The organism is Lysobacter sp. TAB13 (genome assembly GCF_052113885.1).
Taxonomy (GTDB): domain Bacteria; phylum Pseudomonadota; class Gammaproteobacteria; order Xanthomonadales; family Xanthomonadaceae; genus Lysobacter; species Lysobacter gummosus.
In genome coordinates this window covers 23751-45478 of record NZ_JBFRDR010000033.1, presented here as the reverse complement: position 1 = coordinate 45478, position 21728 = coordinate 23751, and the positions used below count along the sequence as shown (strand labels likewise).

14 protein-coding genes and 1 pseudogene are annotated in these 21728 nt (G+C 66.9%); 7 read left to right on the top strand and 8 right to left on the bottom strand.

Annotated elements, in window-relative coordinates:
- A pseudogene (locus tag AB4Y92_RS24110) lies at positions 1-122 on the top strand (IS1595 family transposase); the annotation flags it as partial.
- 289 nt (positions 123-411) lie between these two features.
- On the opposite strand, the gene zipA reads toward AB4Y92_RS24110, so the two are convergent.
- Positions 412-1179, bottom strand: coding sequence for a cell division protein ZipA (zipA, locus tag AB4Y92_RS24105; protein ID WP_057943128.1), 768 nt, complete (start codon positions 1177-1179; stop codon positions 412-414).
- Between the two features lie 184 nt (positions 1180-1363).
- A complete protein-coding gene (gene smc / locus AB4Y92_RS24100; RefSeq protein WP_441821927.1) occupies positions 1364-4867 on the bottom strand; it encodes a chromosome segregation protein SMC in 3504 nt (1167 codons plus the stop codon).
- Between the two features lie 340 nt (positions 4868-5207).
- Between smc and AB4Y92_RS24095 the strand changes: the two genes are divergently transcribed.
- From AB4Y92_RS24095 to AB4Y92_RS24075, 5 genes are all read left to right on the top strand, one after another.
- A complete protein-coding gene (locus AB4Y92_RS24095) occupies positions 5208-6221 on the top strand; it encodes a LacI family DNA-binding transcriptional regulator (RefSeq protein WP_441821926.1) in 1014 nt (337 codons plus the stop codon).
- A gap of 119 nt (positions 6222-6340) precedes the next feature.
- Positions 6341-6622, top strand: a complete 282-nt coding sequence (locus tag AB4Y92_RS24090) for a hypothetical protein (protein ID WP_441821925.1) — start codon at positions 6341-6343, stop codon at positions 6620-6622.
- A 560-nt stretch (positions 6623-7182) separates the two neighbouring features.
- On the top strand, positions 7183-10209 hold the full coding sequence (pgmB, locus tag AB4Y92_RS24085; protein WP_441821924.1) for a beta-phosphoglucomutase: 3027 nt from the start codon (positions 7183-7185) through the stop codon (positions 10207-10209).
- 137 nt (positions 10210-10346) lie between these two features.
- Complete coding sequence (locus tag AB4Y92_RS24080) at positions 10347-12731, top strand: TonB-dependent receptor (protein ID WP_441821930.1); 2385 nt, start codon at positions 10347-10349, stop codon at positions 12729-12731.
- Between the two features lie 287 nt (positions 12732-13018).
- A complete protein-coding gene (locus AB4Y92_RS24075) occupies positions 13019-14275 on the top strand; it encodes an MFS transporter (protein ID WP_441821923.1) in 1257 nt (418 codons plus the stop codon).
- Between the two features lie 42 nt (positions 14276-14317).
- Here AB4Y92_RS24075 and nudK read toward each other — a convergent pair whose 3' ends face one another.
- From nudK to AB4Y92_RS24045, 6 genes are all read right to left on the bottom strand, one after another.
- A complete protein-coding gene (gene nudK / locus AB4Y92_RS24070) occupies positions 14318-14893 on the bottom strand; it encodes a GDP-mannose pyrophosphatase NudK (RefSeq protein WP_441821922.1) in 576 nt (191 codons plus the stop codon).
- 64 nt (positions 14894-14957) lie between these two features.
- On the bottom strand, positions 14958-15995 hold the full coding sequence (locus AB4Y92_RS24065) for an SDR family oxidoreductase (RefSeq protein ID WP_441821921.1): 1038 nt from the start codon (positions 15993-15995) through the stop codon (positions 14958-14960).
- Positions 15996-16059: 64 nt separating this feature from the next.
- Positions 16060-16626, bottom strand: coding sequence for a hypothetical protein (locus AB4Y92_RS24060; protein ID WP_441821920.1), 567 nt, complete (start codon positions 16624-16626; stop codon positions 16060-16062).
- Between the two features lie 20 nt (positions 16627-16646).
- Positions 16647-18080 (bottom strand): phospholipase effector Tle1 domain-containing protein, encoded by a 1434-nt coding sequence (locus tag AB4Y92_RS24055; protein WP_441821919.1) that lies wholly within the window; start codon positions 18078-18080, stop codon positions 16647-16649.
- 67 nt (positions 18081-18147) lie between these two features.
- Positions 18148-18687: a hypothetical protein gene (locus AB4Y92_RS24050; RefSeq protein WP_441821918.1), complete on the bottom strand. Its 540-nt coding sequence runs from the start codon at positions 18685-18687 to the stop codon at positions 18148-18150.
- Between the two features lie 389 nt (positions 18688-19076).
- Positions 19077-20171, bottom strand: a complete 1095-nt coding sequence (locus AB4Y92_RS24045; RefSeq protein ID WP_441821917.1) for an ABC transporter ATP-binding protein — start codon at positions 20169-20171, stop codon at positions 19077-19079.
- Between the two features lie 160 nt (positions 20172-20331).
- Here AB4Y92_RS24045 and AB4Y92_RS24040 point away from each other — a divergent pair, with 160 nt between their 5' ends.
- Complete coding sequence (locus AB4Y92_RS24040) at positions 20332-21720, top strand: GH1 family beta-glucosidase (protein WP_441821916.1); 1389 nt, start codon at positions 20332-20334, stop codon at positions 21718-21720.
- Positions 21721-21728: the final 8 nt, after the last annotated feature.

The following is a 21728-nucleotide window of genomic DNA, read 5'->3' as shown; positions in this document are numbered from 1 at the left end:
TCAACGGCCTGGCCAAGACCACCTTCTACCTGCACCTCAAGGAGTGCGAGTTTCGCTTCAACCATCGCCACGACGACCTCTATCGGGCGACCCTTAAGTTGCTACGATCCAACCCCCTCTGAGGGGCGTTTGCTTCCTAAGACCCTTTTAAAAGGGGGGAAGAGACTTCGGGGGACGCGGGGATGTGCTGGCGCGAATGCGGGCGCGGAAATATGCCCCCTTTGAAAAAGGGGGCTGCGCGCTGCGGGGCTCGGAGGTCTGTATCGACAATCGGCGCGCGGGGGATTTGCTTTGGACTGTGCGAACAGCAAAAGCGAATCCCCCCTGCCCCCCTTTTTCAAAGGGGGGAAGAGACTTCGGGGAGGCTCGGGTGTTTGCGGTGCGGCTAGAAAGGCGTAGCCGCCGCGTCGATTACCACCGCGTCGGCTTGCTCAGCGGCGGCGCTTCGCGCTGGCGGTCGTAGGCGCGCAGTTCGTCGCGCAGGTGAGCGATGCGTTGGCGGCCGAGCGCGTTGCGCTGTTCGTCCAGCACCACCGCGTCGAGCAGTTCGGCCATGCGCTGCGCGGTCGGCAGCATGGTTTCCCATGCGTCCAAGGCCGGAACCGGCGCAGGCAAGGTCAGGAAGAACGCCACCGCCGGGGTCTCCAGCGACTGGATCGTGGCCATGTCGAAGCTGCCGGGCTTCATGATGTTCGCCACGCTGAACACCGGGCCGCGCTCGGGATGGCCTTCGACCAGGCGATGGAACACGCCCATGTGGCCGTAGACCAGGCCGGCCTTCTCCGCCGCGACCACGATGTCGGGACCGTGCAGCTTCTGCCCGGCGCGCGCGGCCAGGTACAGAGTGACGATCTTGTCGAACTCCTCGCTGACCCGGCGCCCGAGTTCGCTGTTGGCGGCGTTGACGCCGCCTTCCAGGGTCTTGTCGAACAGCTCCAGCTCGGCCTGGGTGGTGGCCTCACCGGGCGCGCCGTTCTGGCCCAGCTCGCTTTCGATCTGCTCGCCCAGGGTCGGCTCCTGGCGCGGTCCGGGCTTGCGCTCGCCGGCGCGGCTTTCGTCTTCGCGCGCGACGCGCTTGCCCTGCCCGGGTTTGCGCGGGCGGCCGAAGAACACGATGGCGCCGATCAGGATCAGGCCGGCGATCAGGATGCCGATCCTCATCAGGGTCACGTCGGACATTCGTTGCTCCTCTTGCTGCGGGAATCGGGAATGGGGAATCGGGAATCGTGAAAAAGCGCCGTGTCGGCCATCGATTCTCTACCTCCAGTTCCAAACTCCAAATGATCGAATTAAGACTAATGGTGACAGGCTCGGCCGGAATGCTTTGACCATTCTCGATTCCCTATTCCCGTTTCCCGTGCGGCTACGCCGCACCCGCCAACCGCGTCGCCTCGGCCAAATCCACCGAGACCAGGCGGCTTACGCCCGGTTCGCGCATGGTCACGCCCGAAAGTTGCTGCGCGGCTTCCATCGTCGCTTTGTTGTGGCTCACGAACAGGAACTGTACCTGTTCGCTCATCTCGCTGACCATCGCGGTGAAGCGGCCGACGTTGGCTTCGTCCAGCGGCGCGTCCACCTCGTCGAGCAAACAGAACGGCGCCGGATTCAAACGGAAGATCGCGAACACCAGCGCCACCGCGGTCATCGCCTTCTCGCCGCCGGACAGCAGCGAGATGTTCGACACGCGCTTGCCCGGCGGGCGGGCCATGATCGCAACGCCGGTGTCGAGCAGGTCTTCGCCGGTGAGTTCCAGATAGGCGTGACCGCCGCCGAACAGGCGCGGATACAGCTCCTGCACGCCGGAATTGACCCGGTCGAAGGTGTCCTTGAAACGGCCGCGGGTTTCGCGGTCGATCTTGCGGATCGCTTCTTCCAGAGTTTCCAGCGCGGTGTTGAGGTCGAGGAACTGCGCGTCCAGATAATCCTTGCGCTGCTGCGACTCGGCGTGTTCCGCGATCGCGGCCAGATTCACCGGCTCCAGGCGGCGCAGCTTGTTGTCGAGCTCGATGACCGTGCGTTCCCAGGTCTGCGGTTCGGCGTTTTCGTCGAGCGAATTGACCACGTCCTGCAGCACCGCGCCGGCTTCGGCGATGGCCTCGGTCAGGGTTTCGGCCTTGAGCACCAGCGCTTGCTGTTCCAGGCGCCGCGAGCCGATGGCTTCGCGCTGCTGCAGCGCTTGTTCGTCGCGCTGCTGGCGGGTCTGCTCGAACTTGCGCAGATCGTTGTCGATGCCGTCGAGCGCGCTGCGCGCGGCGGTCAGATCCTGCTCGGCGATGACGCGCTGCTCCAGCGCGACCTGGCGCTGCTGTTCCAGCTCGACCACCGGCTCATCGCCGTCGTTGAGCTGGGCCGACAGTTCGCTCAGACGCGAATCGAGCTGGCCGCGCTGGCCGCCCATGCGCTGCAGGGTCTGGCTGAGGCCGGCGATCTGCGCGCGCTGGGTTTCCAGGGTCAGGCTCAAGGCGTGGGCGGCGTCGCGCGATTCGCGCGCGGCATTGCGCGCGGCGTCGCGCGCTTCCGACAGCGAACGGCGCTCGGATTCCAGCTGCAGGCGCGTGTCTTCCAACTCGCCCATGCGTTCGACCGCGGCTTCCTGGCGCATGCGCGCCTCGCGCGCCTGCTCGCGGCCGGCGTCCAGGCCGATCAGCAGTTGTTCCAGGTCGGCGTCGATTTTCTCGATGCGGCTGCGCGCCGAATCCAGGCGGCCTTGATGGCTCTGCAACTGGCCGGCGAGTTCGGACACGCCGCGATGGGCCATGTACAAGGTGCGCTGCGCGTCTTCGCGATGCTGCTCGGCGGCGAGCGAGCGGTCGCGCAGTTGAATCTGGTTTTGTTCGAGCTCGCGCTCGCGGGTCTGCAGTTCTTCGATCTCCACCCGCAGGGTCTGGATTTCGCGTTCGCGCAGCAGCGCGCCCTGCTTGGCCGCGCCCGAACGCAGCACCCGCACCCAGCCGGCGCCGAGGCGCTCGCCGTTGCGGGTGATCACGGTTTCTTCCGCGCCCAGGCTCGGCTGCAGCGCGCGCGCCGCGGCCAGATCCTCGGCGCCGTGCAGGCGCGAGAGCAGCCGGCGGATCGCCGCCGGTCCCTGCACCTTCGAGGCCAGCGAAGTCGCCGCGTACGTGGCGCTGTCGCGCTCGGGCGAAACCAGGGTCAAACGGCCTTCGCCGAGTTCGCCGATCGCATCGACCAGGGCTTCGGGCGCTTCCACCAGCACGCCTTCGATCAACTGGCCCAACGCGCTTTCCACCGCGTTTTCCCAGCCCGGCTCGACGGTGAGGGTTTCGCCGACGCGCTGCGCCGAATCCAGGCCGCGCGCCTTGAGCCACGTCAGCGCCGCGCCTTGTTCTTGCCCAAGCGCGGCATGCTGCAGGGTTTCCAGCGACGACAAGCGGCCGCGCGAGGTCTGCGCCTGCTTGCGCACTTCGGCGAGCTGGTTCTGGGTCGAGCGCTGCTGTTCCTGCAGGTCCGACACCGCCGACTTACGCACTTCCAGTTCTTCGCTGAGGCTGTCCAGCGATTCTTTCTGCAGATCGTGCTGGCTGTGCAATTGTTCGAAGGCGTCGGCCAGCGCCGCCACGTCCAGACCGGTGCGTTCGCTGCTCAGCGATTCGCGCCGGCGGTCGGCGTCCAGGGTCTGCCGGTCCAGGCCTTCGATGCGGGTGCGTTCGACTTCTGCCGCGCGCGCGGCTTCGGATTGTTCGCGGCTGTGGGCGTCCCAGCGCTGCTGCCAGTCGCTGAGCTTGTTTTCGGCGTCGCGCAGCGCGTCCTGGCGCGCTTCGTCGTCCTCGCGCATGGCTTCGATGCGCGGTTCGGCGTCGGCGACCGCGGCCATCAGCACGTCCAGGCGCGATTGATCGCTGCCGATGTGCTCGCCGATCTCGGCCAACTGCGCCATCGCCTCGTCGCGCGCCTTGAGCAGGCGGCTGGACATCTCGCGCTGGTGCTGGATCTGTTGCTCGATGCGCGCCAGCGCGCCGCCGACTTCATAGCTGGCGGCCTGGGCCTTGTTGAGCCTCGAAGCCGCTTCCTCGCGGCCGACGCGGCCGGTTTCCAGCTCGCGCTCGGCTTCGCGCTGTTCGGCGATCAACTGCTGCAGGCGGGTTTCCTGCTGCGAGAGCTTCTCGCGCTGGACCTGCAGTTTCTGATCCAGGGCGCGGTATTCCAGCGCCTTCCACTCCACGTCCTTGATCTTGCGCTCGGCCTGGATCGCCTGGTACTGCTCGGCCTGGCGGGCCTGGCGGCGCAGGTGTTCGAGCTGCTTGCCGATTTCCTCGCGCAGGTCGTTCAGGCGGTCGAGGTTTTCGCGGGTGTGGCGGATGCGGGTTTCGGTTTCCTTGCGGCGTTCCTTGTACTTGGAAATGCCGGCGGCTTCTTCCAGGTACACGCGCAGGTCTTCGGGCTTGGCCTCGATGATCTGGCTGATCATGCCCTGCTCGATGATCGAGTAACTGCGCGGGCCCAGGCCGGTGCCGAGGAACAGATCGGTGATGTCGCGACGGCGGCACTTGCCGCCGTTGAGGTAGTACTGGCTGGTGCCGTCGCGGCTGACCGTGCGCTTGACCGAGATTTCGTTGAACGCGGCGAATTCGCCGGTGATGGTGTGGTCGGAGTTGTCGAACACCAGCTCGACCATCGCCTGCGACACCGGCTTGCGCGCCGAGGAACCGGCGAAGATCACGTCGGTCAGCGAGTCGCCGCGCAGGCGGCTGGCCGAGCTCTCGCCCATGACCCAGCGCACCGCGTCGATGATGTTCGACTTGCCGCAGCCGTTCGGACCGACCACGCCGGTCATGTTGGTGGGCAGGTGCAGCGTGGTCGGATCGACGAAGGACTTGAAACCGGACAGCTTGATCGTGGACAGACGCATGCGGCGGTGTGGCCTCTTGGCGCGCCGGGGCGCGACCGTGAATTTAGGTTAGACAGTACGCCCAAGTGATTGAATCGTATGGGCAGGACGCGGTTCCAAACCGTGCTTCCTCGCGAGTATAGCGGGCCGGAGCCGAGCCCGCCGTCGACGCCGCGGTTTTGCCGTGGCGGCCGCGGCGGCAGGGCCGCCGGGCCCGGACCCGCCGGCGTCCCATCCTGGGACGGCGATCGGCCCGCGACCATGCGGCCCACGGCCCGGCCGTGGTAAACATGCACGGCCCATCCGACCCGAGTCGCGAATACTCGCCGTCGCCAACGTGACATGGAGCGACACGCCCCGCATGAGCCGACCGCGCGCATCCAACCCCGCCCGCAAGGCCGGCGAACACCTGACCATGGCCGATCTGGCCGAACTGGCCGGGGTCTCGGCGATCACCGTTTCGCGCGCCCTGCGCGACAGCCCGCTGGTCAATCCCGAGACCCGGGCCAAGATCAAGGAACTGGCCGAACGCCAGGGTTATCAATTCAACATCAGCGCGCGCAACCTGCGCCTGCGCCGCAGCATGACCGTGGCGGTGGTGGTCGAGATGAAACCCACCGTCGAGCGGCAGATGTCCGGCCCCTACCCGCTGGACCTGCTCGGCGGCATCAGCCAGGAACTGACCTCGGCCGGTTACAGCGTGCTGCTGACCTCGCTGCAGGGCGGCGCGCTGCCCAGCGTGCAGGCCGCCGACGGGGTGATCCTGCTCGGCCAGGGCGCGCACGAGGACGCCATGCACGAGGTCCGGCGCTGGGGCCGGCCGATGGTGGTCTGGGGCGCGGTCAGCCGGCACGAATCGCAGGTCGTGGTCGGCAGCGACAACCATCGGGGCGGCAAGCTGGCGGCGGAACGATTCCTGGCCCTGGGCCGGCGCCGGCCGGTGTTTCTGGGCGACGAAGCCCACGGCGAGTTCGCCGAACGCCTGCAGGGCTACCGCCAGACCCTGGCCGAACACGGCATCGTGCCGCTGACCCCGACCGTGGCCAATTTCACCGTCAGCGCCGGCGCCCAGGCGGTGCACGCCCTGCTCGACCAGCATCCGCAGTTCGACGCCTTGTTCGCCGCCAGCGATCTGCTGGCGATCGGCGCCATCCGCGCGCTGATCGAACGCGGCCGGCGCGTGCCCGAGGACGTGTCGGTGATCGGCTACGACGACACGCCGCTGGGCGCCACCTACCTGCCGCCGCTGACCTCGATCCACCAGAACTTCGTCGATGCCGGGGTGTCGCTGGCGCGCAAGATTCTGGCGATGATCGAGGGCGAGCCGGCGCAGTCGGAAATTCTGCCCACCCATCTGGTGGCGCGCGTCACCTGAGCGTTGGCTTGGCGATGATGCGGATTCAGCCGGCGCATCGCGATGCGGCGCATGCGGCCGCTATCGCCGACAATGCCGATCGCGCAGATGCGCGCGCGCAGCGCACGAAAGGACTCGACATGACCGACCCGCAACCCGTCCCGCCCAAGCCCATCTCGCAACAGGCCTACATCAGCTTCGGTCTGCCGCTGGGGTTTGCCGTCGTCATCAATCTGCTGACCGCGTGGATATTCCAGGGCGACAACCTGGGCCACGCCTACCTCCTGATCTTCCTCGGCCCGATCGTGGCCGGCGTGTTCCTGATCGCCACGCTGATTTATTCCGCGGTGACCCGGACCTTGCGGGCCTGGCTCGGCGGTTGGGCGATCGCGCTGCTCATCACGATGTTCACCTGGCTGTAATTCCGCTGTCCGAACGCGGAGGACTTAAGCCGATTCGCACAACAGCGACACAGTCGCCATTCGCGTTTTGAAACCGCGCGGTTTCCGCGTGTACTCGGCATCGCCAGTGCCGTTAGCGTGAGTCACCGCGACGCTCGCGTGCTGACCACGGTGCCGTATCGCCTGCAGTACTTCGATTCCTTGCGCCTGGATCTGAATCCCTACGCCGCTACACATCCATAAACCGCATGGCGATGCGTTCTGAAAATCCGTGACGGCGGTAGCGGCGGCGTTCGCGCAGCCGGCCCGCTGAAACATGCTGCAACGCAGCGCGGCCGGGCTGCGTTGCAGCGTTCGGGCGACGCCGGTTTGCGCATCGCAACAATCGGCTAAGCGGCTGATTCGAAGGGGTTAAGGTTTCGTGATCCGGCGCGCCGTGCGCCGGTGGTCAGCACCCCGCGCCGGCATCGGGTGTACCGACTGTTATCGATAACTTGACATCGATAACAATGAATCCCTAGGGTCCGCCTCCAAGCCGCCGCGATACCCGCCGCGGCGTCCAGATCCAGGGCCCCGTTCGCGTGATCCAGCCTCAACCCCTCGCCTCCGACACCGCTTCGACCGACGCGCCCGACGCCTGGCGCCTGCGCCAGGACGCCTTCGACCCGGCCCGCGCGCGCCGCGACCAGACCTTGTTCGCGCTGGCCAACGGCTCGCTCGGCGTGCGCGGCGGTTTCGAAGAAGCCGACGGCGGCAGCGACGGCAGCTTCCTCGCCGCGGTGTTCGAGAAACACCCGATCCACTATCACGAACGCTTCCCCGGCTTCGCCCGCAGCACCGACACCCGCCTGCCGGTCGCCGACGGCCAGCGCATCGCGGTGTGGCTGGGCTCGCAACGGCTCGACATCGACGCGGCGCAATGGCTGGACTTCGAACGCGAACTCGATCTGCGCAGCGGCCTGCTGCGCCGGCGCCTGCGCCTGAAGACCGCGCAGGGACACAGCATCGAAATCCGCGCCGAGCGCGTGCTGCCGTTCGACAGCGGCGCGGCCGGGGTGGACCTGCTCGCGATCCGCTACACGGTCGCCTCCATCGACTACAGCGGCCCGCTCGCCCTGGTCTCGGCGATCGAATGCGGCCACGCCGCGGCCGAGCAAGGCGACGACCCGCGGATCGGCGTGGCTTCGGCCGAAGGCCTGCAACTGCTGTCGCGCCAGGCCGACCAGCGCAGCGCGGATGTGGTCCAGGCGACCCGCCGCAGCGGCGTGCGCGTGGTCTGCAGCCAGGCCCATCGCCTCGGTGAAGGGCTGAGCTTCGGCGAGGCCGTGATCGGCGCCGAACACGTCGCCCAGCGCTACCTCGCGCAGTTGCAGCCCGGGCAGACGGCGACGATCGAGAAGTTCGTGGTCTACGCCACCGACACCAATCCGCACGCCACCGACCTGCCCGCGCACGCCGCCCAGGCCTTGAATCAGGCCGCGGCGCAAGGCTTCGACGCGATCGCCGCGCGCCAGGCCGCTTCGCTGGCGCAGTTCTGGGACGGCGCCGAACTGTTCATCGACGGCGATGCCGGCGCCGAGCAGGCGCTGCGTTTCAACCTGTTCCATCTGCTGCAATCGGCCGGTCGCGACGGCATCAACGGCACCGCCGCCAAGGGCCTCACCGGCGAAGGTTACGAAGGCCATTATTTCTGGGACACCGAGGCCTTCATGCTGCCGGTGATGGCCTACACCGCGCCGGAGGTCGCACGCGCGATGCTGCACGCGCGCTTCCTGGCACTGGAGCCGGCGCGCAAGCACGCGCGCGAGATGAACCATGCGCGCGGCGCGCTGTTCCCGTGGCGCACGATCACCGGCGGCGAATGTTCGGCGCACTACCCGTCCGGTTCGGCCGCGTATCACATCAATGCCGCGGTCGCGTACGGACTGGGCTTGTATCTGGACGCATCCGACGACATCGACTTCCTGCTCGAATGCGGCGCCGAAATCCTGTTCGAAACCGCGCGCATCTGGCCGCAGATCGGCCACTTCAACCCGCGCCGCGGGGGCGCGTTCTGCATCCATGAAGTCACCGGTCCGGACGAATACACCGCCCTAGTCGACAACAACTTCTACACCAACCGCATGGCCCAGCAGCATCTGCTGCGTGCGGTGCGGGTGTGGGAACAACTGCAGCGCGAACGCCCGCAGCAGTTGCAGGCGCTGGCGCAGCGCCTGCAACTGGAAACGCACGAGATCGACACCTGGCGCCGCGCCGGCGAGCGCATGTTCCTGCATTTCGATCAGGCGCTGGGCATCTACGCCCAGGACGACACCTTCCTCGACAAACCGCGCTGGCCGTTCCCGAAGCACGAGGGCGAACACCGCCCGCTGCTGCTCGACTACCACCCGATCACCCTGTACCGCCACCAGATCTGCAAGCAGGCCGACGTGGTGATGGCGCTGGTGCTGGCCGGCGACGATATTCCGGCCGCGGTCAAGCGCCGCAGCTACGACTACTACGAAGCGGTGACGACCCATGACTCGACGTTGTCGGCGTCGGTGTTCGGCATTCTCGCCAGCGAAGTCGGGCTGGCCGATCAGGCCGAGCGCTTCTTCCACGACAACCTGCGCGTGGACCTGGACGATCTGCACGGCAATACCGATCACGGCGTGCACATGGCGGCGTTGGCTGGGACGTGGTTGGGACTGGTGTCGGGGTTCGCCGGCTTGCGTGTTTCTAACGGCGAGCTGAAGTTTTCGCCGACTCTGCCGCGGCAATGGCGTGGTTTTGGCTTCGGCCTGCGCTGGCAGGGCCGGCGCCTGCGGGTGAACTTGCGCCGCGACGGCGTCGAATACGTTCTGCTCGACGGCGCGCCGCTGAGCATCGAACACGCTGGCGAACGCATCGAACTGCGCACCGGCGCGCCCGTGCGCAAGCCGCTGGCCACGCCCGGCGACGACGCCAAACTGGCGTTTCCGCGCCCGGCGCAGGCCTTGATCTTCGATCTCGACGGCGTGCTCACCGACACCGCGCAAACCCATTACCGCGCGTGGAAGCGCATGGCCGACGAAGAAGGCCTGCCGTTCGACCAGCACGTCAACGAGCAGCTCAAGGGCGTGGACCGGATGAGTTCGCTCGAGATCATCCTGCGCCACGCCGGCAAGGTGCTCAGCGCCGAGCAGAAACTGGCGCTGGCCGAGCGCAAGAACGGTTACTACGTCGACGCCATCGCCGAGGTCACGCCGAAGGATCTGTTCCCGGGCGTGGCGCGCGTGCTCGAACAGGCGCGCACGCGCGGGCTCAAGCTCGGCGTGGCCTCGGCCAGCCGCAACGCCGCCGCCCTGCTCGACCGCCTGGGCATCGCGGATCGCTTCGACTACATCGCCGACGCGGCGCGGATCGCCCGCGCCAAGCCGGCGCCGGACATTTTCCTGGATGTCGCCGCCGCGCTCGGCGTCGCGCCGTCGCTGTGCATCGGCCTGGAAGACGCCGCGGCCGGCGTGGTTTCGATCAAGACCGCCGGCATGGCCGCGGTCGGCATCGGCGATGCCGCCACGCTGGCGCGCGCCGACGCCTGCCTGCCCGATATCGCCTCTTTCGATCTGAACGCTTTCGTTTCGCCCTGACCGCGCGCGGCACGTACCGCCGCGGCAGGACCGCCACTGACCAACAATCCATAACGATGGGTGGGGAGAACACCATGCAACAGACCACTTTCAAGCACGCAGCCGGCCAACGCGCAGGCGTCGAACAAACCCGGCTGATGCGTTACGCGCTGTCGGCGGCGATCGCCGTCGCCCTTGCGCCGGGCCTCGCGCTGGCCCAGGACGCGGCCGCCCCGGCGCCGCAGGCCGCCGCGCCCGCCAACGAATCGGCGACCACGCTCGACGCGGTCGTGGTCAGCGGCACCGCCCGCTTCAAGGGCCTGCGCAAGCGCGACGCGAGTTTCTCGATCACCACCGCATCGGCCGAACAGTTGCAGGAAGCCGTGCCGCTGAGCACCGCCGACGCGCTCAAGGTCGTACCGGGCGTATGGGCCGAATCGGCCGGCGGCAGCACCGGCGCGAACATCTTCGTGCGCGGCATGCCGTCGGAAGGCGATGCGCCGTTCGTGACCGTGCAGATGGACGGCGCGCCGCTGTTCCCGCCGCCGACCCTGTCGTTCCTGGAAAACTCCACGCTGTTCCGCATGGACGACACCATCGACCGCATGGAAGTGCTGCGCGGCGGCCCCAGCCCGATCTTCTCCAACGGCCAGCCCGGCGCCACGGTCAACTTCATCCAGAAGAAGGGCGGCGAAGAGCCGGCCGGCAGCGTCCGCGTCGGCCTGGGCAGCGACGGTTTCCGCCGCGTCGATCTGTTCAACAGCGGCAAGCTCGCCGAAGGCTGGTACTACAGCGTCGGCGGTTTCTATCGCGTCACCGACGGCGTGCGCGACACCCAGTTCCCGGCCGACAAGGGCGGCCAGTTCAGCGCCACCTTGACCCACAGCTGGGACAAGGGCGAGATCACCGTGTACGCGCGCCACACCAACGACAAGAACGCGTTCTTCACTCCGATCCCGCTGCTGTCGCGCAACAACGGCAGCAGCCTGTCGAGCTTTCCGGGCCTGGATGCGCAGACCGGCACCCTGCTCGGCAACGATTTCCGCCACGTCACTATTCCAACCGGCCCGGGCGGGCAGACCATCAGCCGCGATCTCGCCGACGGCCGCGGCATCAACCTCGACGTGTTCGGCGCGTCGATGGATTTCTATCTGGGCGACTGGACCATCAGCGACCGCGTCAACTTCGTCAGCGGCAGCGCCCCGACCAACGGCTTGTTCACCGGCGCCAGCCCGCAGACGCTGGGATCGTTCATCGCCGGATTCGGCAGCGCCGGCACCGCGACCTACGTCAACGGCGGCGGCGCGGTCGATCCGAACCAGCAGGTGCTGACCGCGGGCTTCTGGGTGGTGGACAAGGAAATCGAATCCTTCACCAACGATCTGCGTTTCAGCAAGGATCTGTTCGAAGGCAATACGCTGACGGCGGGCGTGTACTTCGCGCGTTATTCGTCGAAGGACACCTGGTACCTGGGCAACAACATGCTGCTGACCGCGCAGAACAACGCGCGCCGCATCAACCTGACCCTGGCCGACGGCCGTCAGGTCACCCGCGACGGTTTCACCGGCACTTCGTTCTTCTCCCTGCGCGGCGACTACGACGGCCAGAACACCGCGGTGTTCGTCGCCGACGAATGGCAGATCAACGACCGCCTGCGCCTGGACGGCGGCATCCGCTACGAGTGGCAGCAAGTGGACGGCACCGTGCACGACACCGCCACGGTCGATCTGGACGGCAATCCGAACACGCTGTACGACAACAACACCTCGGTGTCGCTGCCAAGCTCGCGCCGCATCGACCAGGACGACAAGCATTTCTCCTGGACCCTGGGCCTGAACTACAAGCTCACCGACAGTTCCAGCGTGTTCGCCCGCGCCAACTCCGGTTACAAGCTGCCGGCCTTCGACAACCTGCGCGACGGCAACGACAAGGTGCAGGAGATCGATCAGTACGAACTGGGCTTCAAGTCCGGCAACTCGGTCTACGACCTGTACCTGACCGCGTTCTACAACAGCTTCACCAACTCGCCGTTCCAGGCCTTCCTCGACGACGGCACCAACTTCACCACCGCCGGCGATTCGCGCGCTTACGGCGTGGAAGTCGAAGGCGCGGTGCGGCCGATCGGCGGCCTGGAACTGGCCCTGACCGGCGTGTGGCTGGACGCGAAGTACGAGAACTACCGCGAGTTCACCGGCAATCAGGTGATGCGCCAGCCCAAGCAGCAGTTCCGCTTCACCCCGAGCTATTTCTGGACGCTGCCGTTCGGCGACCTGAAGATCTTCGCGACCTATTCGCGCATCGGCGACCGTTTCGCCGATCTGGCCAATACCCAGAAGCTGCCTTCGTACGAGACGCTGGATGTCGGCGCGAACATGCACGTGGGCGATCACTGGGAGTTCGCGCTCAGCGGCAGCAACGTGACCAACGAGCTGGGTCTGACCGAAGGCAATGTGCGCGTGCCGGGCGCGGCCAGCGGCGGTGTGTTCATGGGGCGGCCGATCGCGGGGCGGCAGTACTTGTTCTCGGCGGCTTACAAGTGGTGATGTGACTGGAGCCCCTCTCCCGCCTCGCGGGAGAGGGGTTGGGGTGAGGGCTCGCGGATCAGCAAACGCCGCGTAACTCAGCCAAGCGCTGCGCTCAGTGCCCTCAGGCTCTTCGCGCCACCTTCTGACAGAATCCACGCAAACGCCGGCGGTCGCGATCACGCACGCCCTCACCCCAACCCTCTCCCGCGCCCCGAAGGAAGTCACCTTGGGTGGCAAGCGGGAGAGGGAGTTGTTGCGCAACGCCCGAAAACTTCGCTACACGCCGCGACACTCACGGAGCCCCGATGCCCTCCACCGCCGCCAACCGTCGTCGCATGATCGCGGCCATGATCCTGACCTACATGATGTTCGGGATCCTGCTCAACAGCGTGGGCACCGTGATCCTGCAGGCGATCCAGGGCTTCGGCATCAGCAAGAACGAGGCCAGCGTCCTGGAGGCGTTCAAGGATCTGCCGATCGCCGTGGTCTCGTTCCTGACCGCCGCGCTGATGCCGCGGCTGGGTTACCGCCGGGCGATGATGCTGGGCCTGAGCATCGTCGGCGTCGCCTGCGCGCTGATGCCGGTGCTGTCTTCGTTCTGGATGACCAAAGTGCTGTTCATCGCCACCGGCGCGTCCTTCGCCCTGGCGAAAGTCTCCGTGTACTCCTCCATCGGCCTGCTCACCGAAGGCAAGCAGGCGCACGCCAGCCTGACCAGCATCATCGAAGGCTGGTTCATGGTCGGCGTGCTCGCCGGTTACTGGGTCTTCGCCTGGTTCATCAATCCGCAGTCGCCGGGCGATCCGGTCTGGCTGCACGTGTACTGGCTGCTCGCCGCCCTCGCCGCCGCCATCGTGATCCTGCTGGCCAGTTCGCGCATGGACGAATCGGCCGCGCGCGACGGCCACGCCGCGGGCGAATCCTTCCTCGACATGTTCCGCCTGATCGCCCAGCCGCTGGTCGCCGCCTTCCTGGTGTCGGCGTTCCTGTACGTACTGATCGAACAAAGCGTCGGCACCTGGCTGCCGACGTTCAACCGCGAAATCCTGCACCTGCCGACCAAGATGAGCGTGCAGGCGGCGAGCATCTTCGCTGTGTCGCTGGCGCTGGGGCGGCTGGCGGCGGGCGTGGCGCTGCGGCGGGTGCCGTGGCACTGGCTGTTGAGCGTGTGCGTGATCGCGATGGCGATGCTGGTGCTGCTGGCGCTGCCGCTGGCGCGCGACGTGCAGCCGCACGAGGACATGAACTGGATGCGCGCGCCGCTGGCCGCGTATGTGTTCCCGCTGATCGGATTGTTCATGGCGCCGATCTATCCGGCGATCAATTCGGTCGTGCTCAGCTCGCTGCCGAAATCGCGGCACGCGGCGATGACCGGGCTGATCGTGGTGTTCTCCGCGCTGGGCGGCACCACCGGTTCGTTCATCACCGGGCAGTTGTTCGCCCGCATCGGCGGCGGCACCGCGTTCTATCTGTCGCTGCTGCCGATGGCGCTGTTGCTGCTGGCGATCGCGATGCTGAAGCGGCAGTCCGGCCGCGCCGAGCGCGAGGTCGCCGCAACCTGAGCGCCAGTCGTCAGGCCGGGCCCTGCGTGAATTGATTCAAGCTCAATCCAGCAATCCGCTGGTTTTGGCGAACTGAAGCAACATGATGGTCTTGCCGTCCTTGATCTCAGCGGAGGCGACCATCCGCAAGGCCTCATCGAAGGGCAACTCCAAGACCTCGATATCCTCGCTGTCCACACCGCCGCCATCGCTGACTCGATCTTTCTGGCTGTACTCGCCGACGAAAAAGAACAGCTTCTCGGTCACCGAGCCCGGGCTCATATAGGCCTCGAACACCTTGCGGACATTGCCGATCGAATATCCGGTCTCTTCCTCGGTTTCGCGGCGGATGCAGGTCTCGGGGTCGTCGTCGTCCAGCAAGCCCGCGCAGGTCTCGATCAACATCCCGTCGGCGTTGCCGTTGACGTAGGTCGGGTAGCGGAACTGCCGGGTGAGCACGACCGTGCGCTGCTGGCGGTTGTACAGAAGGATCGTGGCGCCGTTGCCCCGATCGTAGGTTTCCCGGCTGGTGGTCTTCCACTGCCCATCGGCGTGCAGGTATTCGAACGTCGTCGTCTTCAGCACGTACCAGTTGTCCGAAAGAAGCCGCACGTCCTTTACGCGAATGCGCTCATTCATCCTCTGTCTCCATGAGGTTCGATTCAGATTTCATAGCAGACATGCGTCAAGTCCGAACAAGGGATCAAGCGCTCGCCCGTTCCAGTTCGATCAGACTGCGCGCGGCGGCGATAAGCCCTTCCTCGTTCGAACGCGGCGTCCACCCCAGCACGCGCCGGGCCTTAGCGCTGCTCGCGTTTTTCTTCTTGCCCAGATCGGGCACGATCTGCCGCACCATCGGATCGAACCAACCGGTGGCGCGGACCAGCCAGTCGGGCAGTTGCCGCGTCGGCACTTTGTTCGCCTCCGCGCCCAGGCCGCGGCGCAGCGTCCGCGCGATTTCGATCACCGGCATGAAATCGCCCGCGACGGCGAGGAAGCGCTCGCCCTTGGCGGCCGGATCGATCATCGCGCGCAGATGCAGATCGGCGACATCGCGCACGTCGACGGTGCCGAAGTCGAGTCGCGGGCAGCCGGGCAGCTTGCCGTCGAGCATGCGCCTGATGAAGGCGATGGACGTCGAATAATCCGGGCCGAGGACCGGGCCGAATACGCCGACCGGATTGATCGCCGACAGTTCCAGGCCGCCGCCTTCGCGCTCGATGAAGTCCCAGGCCGCGCGTTCGGCCAGGGTCTTGGATTTCGGGTAGGCGGCGACTTCGCCGCTCAGATCGGACCACATGGTTTCGTCGAACAGTGCGGTACGCGCCGGGTGGCCATAGCCGATCGCCGCGAACGACGAGGTCAGCACCACCCGCTTGACCCGCGCATCGCGCGCTGCGCGCAGCACCCGCAACGCGCCGTCGCGCGCCGGCACGATCAGTTCGTCCTCGTGTTTGGGCACGCCAGCCGGAAACGGCGAAGCCACGTGCAGCACGTAATCGCAATCGGCGACGGCCTCGGCCCAACCGGCGTCGCGCTCCAGATCGGCGACGGCGAACGACAGGCGATCGCCGGCCTCGACCGCGGCCTTGGCGATCATCGCGCGCACTACTGGCTCGCGCCGAAGATCGCGCACGCTGGTGCGCACGCGGTAGCCGGCGGCCAGCAGTTGCGCGATGCAATGGCTGGCGAGGAAACCCGAACCGCCGGTCACCAGCACCGTCGTCGCCGCTTTATTCATAAGGTCGATAAATCACCGGTTCGCCAAAGTCGCAGGTCCGTCGCCGCCCGATCCCGATGCCGCGCTACTGCTGCGACTCGATCAGCACATACTCGCCCTTGCTGCCGAAACGCTTGCCGGCGCGCACGCACAGCTGGCCGTCGCAGCGGGTCAAGGCGCCGGTGCGGGTCGCTTCCATGATGTCCCGGCCGAACTTGGCGCGCTGGATCTCGCGCATCGACTTGCTGATGAAAAACCAGCTGCCGCCGACCGCGACCGCCGAGCCCACCACCAGGGCCAGCGTGGCCTTGTAGATCAACATCTGCTGCGCGCGTTCCAGGCCCTGGCGCTGATCCTCCAGCGCCTTGCCCGCGCGGGTGGCGACCTCGGCGCTTTCGCGCAGCTGCGCGCCGATCGGGCCGAAGGATTGCTCCACGGCCCGGCCGATGGCGTCGCGTGCCTGCCCCTGCACCGCTCCGACCAATTGCTCGGCCAGTTCCTGCGCGCCGGCGCCCATGCCCATGGCGGCGCGATGCAATTCGTCGGCGCTGCGGTCCACGTGCTGCACCGCGCGCTCGCTCTGCTCCTGCAGGTGCTGAGCGAATACCGCCAGATCGGCGGCCAATCGTTTTAGGTCTTGCGCGTCCTGCACTGCTTGGCTCTCCGTTGAAGTTACGGCCCGGTCGCCCGCGACTGCGGGTTCGGCGGCGCCTCGGGCGGCAACAGCGGCTGCTCCGGCGATTGCGGGCGCGTACCGTGTTGCTGCGTGGCCTGATCGGCCTGATTGAGTTGATAGCGATCGCGCCCGCTCTGCAGCCACGCCTGGGTGGCTTCGGTGCGGGCGTGGTCCTGCGTGGCCGCGCGGAACGCGCCGTCGTCGCGATTGCGCGCGGCATCGACCAGCCGGGCGAAGGTGCGGTCGATATCGTCGCCCGCGGCCGCGTGGCCGCCGGCGGTGATACCGCGCTCGTTGCCCGGCGTCGGGCCGATGCGCACCGGATGACGCTCGAAACGCGCGTCCATGGCCGGATCGATCGGCTCCTTGTTGCGCGGATCGGCGACCGAGCCGTGCCTGATCTGATCCTTGCTCGCCACCTCATCGACACGGTCGCGCACGCCGTCGCGGAACCCGTGCGTGGTGTAGAAGAACTGGTGTTTGTCCGAGCGATGCACGACGTTGAGTTTGGGATCGTCGGACTCGGCGCGCTTTTCCAGATACGGCCGGTCGCTCAGGCCGTTGAGGTAGTCCACCATCAAGTTGCCGCTGCGCACCGACAGGCCGTTGAGCTCGTAGCTGCCGCCGATGTTGCTGTGCGCGCCGCCGACGGTGACGTTGAGGAAGCGCCGATCCTCGGCGAAGCCGTCGTGCAGGATATTGGTGGACTTGAACTGGTCGCGGCGCTCGTCCTCGGCGGTGATCTGGAAGGCCGACATCACCGTCGGCGGCAGGCGCCGGTCGTGATTGCGCGGCTCGCCGGTGCCGACCGGATCGAACAGACCCACCGCCTGCGGCACCTGCCCCGGCGCCTGCAGCGGCGGCTTGGAGTAGCTCACATCGGTGATGTTGCCGTCCCGGTCCTTGCTGTAGACCGCGCCGGTCGGGTCCTGGATGCCGCGCTCGTGCACCAGCCGCGCGAACGCGGCTTCCTGCTCGGCGCCGCGGCTGAAGCCGATCCCGGCCAGGCTGATGTTCGCGTCCGGGTCTTCGGCCTTCCATTGCTTGGACTGCTCGATGAACTGCGCGTACATCTTCTCCACGCGCGGCTCGAAGGTGCGGCCGGTGGCGAGGTCCACGGTGCTCTTGAAAAAGCCGCTCTGGGTCCCCGGGCCCTCGACGTAGCCCACACCGATGTTGTCGTGCATGCCGTTCTGCAGCTGCTTGACGACTTCGGCGACGTTGGTGTGATTCTTCGGCTCATCGCCGTACATGCTGTTGCCGCTGCCGTCGAAGGCGGCGACGAACAGGCGCGCATGCGGATCGGCGGAATCCAGCAGCGTCGGCGCGCGCAACTGCGCGAGCTTTTCGCCGGCTTCCACGTAGCTGTTGAGGTCGTGCTCGTCGGCGGGATAGGTCTTGACGCCGTCGGGATTCTTGCCACCGCCCATCGCAAACTCTCCTTAGCACTGCGGTCCGGGCCTGCGCGCCTGCGGCGGCCGCGCCCGGTCAGGTCGATCAATACGTTTGGCTGAAGACCCGGATCAGGTCGGCGCGGAAATCGCTGTGCGCATTGGCCGGGTCGCGCGGCTTTTTCAGCGGAATCATGCAGCGCATGTAGACGTTGACGGTGCGGTCGTCCACTTCCAGGATGATTTCCGGATCGTTGACGCTCACCCCCACGGCGACATCCTCGCGGGCGACCTCATGGCGGATCAGCTGGTCGTTGAAGATCGCCGCGATGTCGATGCTGGCGTGGTGCTCGCTCTTGTCCTTCGAACGCCACTTCACTTCGGCCGGCGCGGGGAAATTGGCGATGTCCAGGTGCGCGGCCTTCATGCGCTGCTGGTAATTGGCGCCGAACGAGGACGCCGCGGCGCTGAGCTGGTCCGGATCGTCCTTGCCGTGCGGGAAGCCGTTGTAGACGATGCTGCAGCCGTAGGTGTCGAAGCAAAAACCGCCGAAGCGGTGACGCTGAAAGCGCAGCGGCCACTCGGCCGTGGTGCCGGCGCCGGGCCCGGGCTGCGCGGAAGAGTCGGTTGCGGCGGAACTGGACATGGCGGTTTGACATCCTGTTGCGGCGAATAGGGCAAGCATCGCGGCCAAGGCGCGCAGCCGGCGAACACGGGCGATACGTTGCGCGGCGCAAGGTATCGCCGCGGGACGGCGGCGGCCGGTCGCGGACTGACTGTCCATCTGGATCCCTCCGGGTGCCCCGGCACACTAACATCGCAGGCCGGTCGCGCCCACCGTACGGGCGCGTCCCCTTCCGTACTGCGCAGGCGGCGGAACACACGCATGAAGTGTGCACTCAAGCGGCGATCGGACTCAACTCGCGGGTTGCGCGCATGCCGGGCCGCTGCGCATGCGGCGGCCTGATCGACGTGCATGCCCGATGCGTCGCCGCGATCGCGACGCGAGGATTTCGGCGCCGCCGCGCGCCGCGACTACAGGCGCAACTCGCTCTGACGATCGAAGAAATGCATGCGCTCGGCGGCGTAGGACAAGTGCACGGTCTCGCCCGGCGCGGGCAGATGGAACGGCGGCAGCCGCAGCACCAGATCGCAACCGCCGCAGCCCAGATTGAGGAAGGCTTCGTTGCCGACCGGTTCGACCACTTCGACCTTGGCCGGCAAGGTATCCGGGCCGGCTTCGGCCAGATGCATGTCTTCCGGGCGCAGGCCGATCATCAGTTCGCGGCCGATGTAGGCGCGCACTTTCTCCAGCATCTCGCCCTGCGGCCGCAGGCGCAGCTCCACGCCCTCGCCGATCCGCAGATGCAGGCCGCCGTCGCGTTCGAGCACCGGGCCCCACAAGATGTTCATCTTCGGGCTGCCGAGAAAAGTCGCGACGAACAGATTGATCGGGCGCTCGTACAAAGCCATCGGCGTGTCGATCTGCTGGATCTTGCCGTCCTTCATCACCACGATGCGCTGGCCCAGGGTCATCGCTTCGACCTGATCGTGGGTCACGTAGATCATGGTGGTGCCCAGCTGACGATGCAGCCGCGCGATCTCCACGCGCATGGTCATGCGCAGCTTGGCGTCGAGATTGGACAGCGGCTCGTCGAGCAGAAACACCTGCGCCTTGCGCACCAGCGCGCGTCCCAGCGCGACGCGCTGGCGCTGGCCGCCGGACAAGGCCGCCGGCTTGCGTTCCAGCAGCGGTTCCAGTTCCAGCATCGCCGCGGCTTCGCCGACTTGTTTGGCGACATCGGCCTTGCTCATGCCGCGCAGCTTGAGGCCGAAGCCGAGGTTCTCCGCCACGGTCATGTGCGGATACAGCGCGTAGCTTTGGAAGACCATCGCGATATCGCGATCCTTCGGCGGCATGTCGTTGACCCGGCGCTCGCCGATGCGCAGCTCGCCGTCGCTGATGGTTTCCAGGCCCGCGATCATGCGCAACAGGGTCGATTTGCCGCAGCCGGAGGGACCGACCAGCACCAGCAGTTCGCCGTCGGCGATTTCGAAGCTGGCGTCGGCGACGCCGACATAGCCGTTCGGATAAACCTTGCGCAGATGCTGCAGAGTGACCTTCGCCATGAATTCTCCCGACAATGCGATCGGGGCGATGCATTTGGCCGCGCCCTGGGCTATTCTGCCATGTAACCGTTTTCATGCACGTCCCACTTGCGGCTTTGCCGGCGGGCCTCGATCCGCCGGCCAAACCGCAGGCCCGAATGGCTCCGGAGGCCACGACGCAATGACCGACCGCACTACCGCTGACCGTACCTTTCCGCAGGGCTTCCTGTGGGGCGCCGCGACCGCCGCGCACCAGATCGAGGGCTCGCCGATGGCCGACGGCGCCGGTCCCAGCATCTGGACCCGCTTCGCCCATACGCCGGGCATGACCCTCAACGGCGACACCGGCGATGTGGCCTGCGATCACTACCGGCGCTGGAAGGAAGACGTCAAGCTGATGAAGGAGCTGGGCCTGCAGGCCTACCGTTTCAGCGTGTCGTGGTCGCGCATCCTGCCCGAAGGCACCGGCCGGGTGAATCAGGCCGGGCTGGATTTCTACTCGCGCCTGGTCGATGAGCTGCTGGCCAACGGCATCGAGCCGCTGCTGACCCTGTACCACTGGGACATGCCGGCCGCGCTCGACGACCGCGGCGGCTGGCTCAACCGCGACTGCGCCGACTGGTTCGCCGAATACGGCCAGGTCATGTACCGCGCGCTCGACGGCCGGGTCAAGAAGTGGGTCACGCTCAACGAGCCGTGGGTGATCACCGACGGCGGCTATCTGCACGGCGCCCTCGCCCCGGGCCATCGCAGCCGCTTCGAAGCGCCGATCGCCTCGCACAACCTGATGCGCGCGCACGGCGCGGCGGTGCAGGCCTATCGCGCCGAAGGCAAGCACGAGATCGGGTTGGTGGTGAACATCGAGCCCAAGTACGCCGCCACCGATTCGGCGCAAGACGCCGCCGCGGTCAAGCGCGCGCACGCCTACATGAACGAGCAATACCTCGATCCGGCCCTGCTCGGCAGCTATCCGCCGGAATTGCGCGAAATCTTCGGCGAGGCCTGGCCGGAATGGCCGCAGGCGGATTTCGACCTGATCAAGCAGAAGCTCGACTTCATCGGCGTCAACTACTACACCCGCAGCGTCACCAAGGACGCGGTCAGCTACCCGCTCAACACCGGCGTGGTGCGCCAGCCGTCGGGCACCTACACCGAAACCGGCTGGGAAGTGTTCCCGCAGGGCCTGACCGACACCCTGACCTGGGTGAAGGACCGCTACGGCGACATCCCGATGTACATCACCGAGAACGGCGCGGCCTTCTTCGACCCGCCGGTGGCCGAGCCCGACGTCAGCGGCGCGCGCCGCGTGCGCGATCCGCTGCGCATGGATTATCTGCAAAAGCACATCAGCGCGATCCACGACGCCATCCAGGCCGGCTGCGACATCCGCGGCTATATGGTCTGGTCGCTGCTGGACAACCTGGAATGGTCGCTGGGTTATTCCAAGCGTTTCGGCGTGGTGCACGTGAACTACGCCACCCAGGACCGCACGCCCAAGGACAGTGCGCGCTGGTATACGAAGGTGATCGCCAGCAACGGCAAGCATTTGAGCGAGCCGTTGCCTTATTGAGGCGGGGA

What these genes read in the sequence shown, in the direction of transcription:
- zipA (WP_057943128.1), bottom strand. Translation starts at nt 1,179, where the DNA reads ATGTCCGACGTGACCCTGATGAGGATCGGCATCCTGATCGCCGGCCTG.
- smc (WP_441821927.1), bottom strand. Translation starts at nt 4,867, where the DNA reads ATGCGTCTGTCCACGATCAAGCTGTCCGGTTTCAAGTCCTTCGTCGAT.
- AB4Y92_RS24095 (WP_441821926.1), top strand. Translation starts at nt 5,208, where the DNA reads ATGAGCCGACCGCGCGCATCCAACCCCGCCCGCAAGGCCGGCGAACAC.
- AB4Y92_RS24090 (WP_441821925.1), top strand. Translation starts at nt 6,341, where the DNA reads ATGACCGACCCGCAACCCGTCCCGCCCAAGCCCATCTCGCAACAGGCC.
- AB4Y92_RS24080 (WP_441821930.1), top strand. Translation starts at nt 10,347, where the DNA reads ATGCGTTACGCGCTGTCGGCGGCGATCGCCGTCGCCCTTGCGCCGGGC.
- AB4Y92_RS24075 (WP_441821923.1), top strand. Translation starts at nt 13,019, where the DNA reads ATGCCCTCCACCGCCGCCAACCGTCGTCGCATGATCGCGGCCATGATC.
- nudK (WP_441821922.1), bottom strand. Translation starts at nt 14,893, where the DNA reads ATGAATGAGCGCATTCGCGTAAAGGACGTGCGGCTTCTTTCGGACAAC.
- AB4Y92_RS24065 (WP_441821921.1), bottom strand. Translation starts at nt 15,995, where the DNA reads ATGAATAAAGCGGCGACGACGGTGCTGGTGACCGGCGGTTCGGGTTTC.
- AB4Y92_RS24055 (WP_441821919.1), bottom strand. Translation starts at nt 18,080, where the DNA reads ATGGGCGGTGGCAAGAATCCCGACGGCGTCAAGACCTATCCCGCCGAC.
- AB4Y92_RS24050 (WP_441821918.1), bottom strand. Translation starts at nt 18,687, where the DNA reads ATGTCCAGTTCCGCCGCAACCGACTCTTCCGCGCAGCCCGGGCCCGGC.
- AB4Y92_RS24045 (WP_441821917.1), bottom strand. Translation starts at nt 20,171, where the DNA reads ATGGCGAAGGTCACTCTGCAGCATCTGCGCAAGGTTTATCCGAACGGC.
- AB4Y92_RS24040 (WP_441821916.1), top strand. Translation starts at nt 20,332, where the DNA reads ATGACCGACCGCACTACCGCTGACCGTACCTTTCCGCAGGGCTTCCTG.